Source organism: Methylibium sp. T29-B (genome assembly GCF_000576225.1).
Lineage (GTDB): Bacteria > Pseudomonadota > Gammaproteobacteria > Burkholderiales > Burkholderiaceae_C > Methylibium > Methylibium petroleiphilum.
Map to the genome: position 1 here is coordinate 1 of NZ_AZSN01000342.1, position 1,510 is coordinate 1,510.

Below are 1,510 nucleotides of genomic sequence, written 5' to 3' on the forward strand. Positions count from 1 at the left end.
GTTCGCGCCGGCCGGCGCTCCACCAGCCCGGCGGCCAGCGCATCGGCCATCTGCGCGTCGTTGCCGCCGCGCACGGCGAGCGGCAGCATCTGGCGCTGGCGCAGCAGCTCGATCAGCGCCGGGAAATCGATCGCGGCCTCGGCCTCACGCACCTGCGACAGGTCGATCACCACCGGATCGCGCTCGAACAGGCCCGGTGTGTCGGCGATCCGCTCGTCCAGCTCGCGAGCCAGTGCCGACAGATCGGTGGTCTTCAGGATCACCGCGACCAGCATCAGCGCGGCACTCTTCAACTCGAAGCTGGCAGAGCTGCCGGTTCTCTGGTCGACGGTCATGGGGCGGGGCGAGAGGGAAGAAACGCGACAAAGGTCACAGTGTATCGGGCGGCCGGCGCATTGCGGCACTGCAACGGACCGGCTTCAGCCCCCTTATCGCTTCAGCACCGGCGCCAGCGCCACGCCGGTGTGCGTGCCCGCGGCCACCACCTGCTCGGGCGTGCCCGCCGCCACCACACGGCCACCGCCGGCACCGCCCTCGGGACCGAGGTCGAGCACCCAGTCGGCTTCGGCGATGACGTCGAGATCGTGCTCGATCACCACCACGCTGTGGCCGCCGTCGACCAGCCGATGCAGCACGCGGATCAGCTTCTCGACGTCGGCCATGTGCAGGCCCACCGTGGGTTCGTCCAGCACGTAGAGCGTGTGCGGCGGCTTCTGGCCGCGCCGCGTAACGTCGTCACGCACCTTGCTGAGCTCGGTGACGAGCTTGATGCGCTGCGCCTCGCCGCCGCTCAGCGTGGGCGAGGGCTGACCCAGTGTCAGGTAGCCCAGGCCCACGTCCTTCAGCAATTGCAGCGGGTGGGCGATGGCGGGCATGGAGGCGAAGAAGTCGACCGCCTCGTCCACCTCCATCTGCAGCACGTCGCCGATGCTCTTGCCGCGCCAGGTGACGGCCAGCGTCTCGGGGTTGAAGCGCGCGCCGTGGCACAGGTCGCAGGGCACCTTCACGTCCGGCAGGAAGGCCATCTCGATGGTGCGCAGGCCCTGGCCCTCGCAGCCCGGACAGCGGCCCTCGCCGGTGTTGAACGAGAAGCGGCCGGCGGCATAGCCGCGCGCCTTGGCCTCCAGCGTCTCGGCGAACAGCTTGCGGATCGTGTCCCAGAAGCCGATGTAGGTGGCCGGGCAGGAACGCGGCGTCTTGCCGATCGGCGTCTGGTCGACCTCGAGCACGCGATCGATCGGCTCGAAGCCTTCGAGCTGGCTGCAACCCACCCAGGCCGGCCGCTTGCCGGCGGCCAACGCATCGCGGCCGGCCTTCGTGGCCTTCATCGCCACCGCCGCGTGCACGTTGACCAGCAGCACGTCGCGCGCGACGGTGCTCTTGCCCGAGCCGGAAACGCCCGTCACCGCAACCAACCGCCCGACCGGCACGCCGACGTCGAGCCCGGCCAGGTTGTGCAGCGTGGCGCCGCGCAGCGTGAGCCAGGGCACGCCCGGCGGCACCGCGCGCC

General features: G+C 70.8%; 2 pseudogenes. Both read right to left on the reverse strand.

The annotated features are described in order from the left end of the window. Nucleotides 1–335: pseudogene (locus tag Y694_RS21765) on the reverse strand (septum site-determining protein MinC); the annotation flags it as partial. 93 nt (nt 336–428) lie between these two features. Beyond that, a pseudogene (locus Y694_RS21770) lies at nt 429–1,510 on the reverse strand (excinuclease ABC subunit A); the annotation flags it as partial.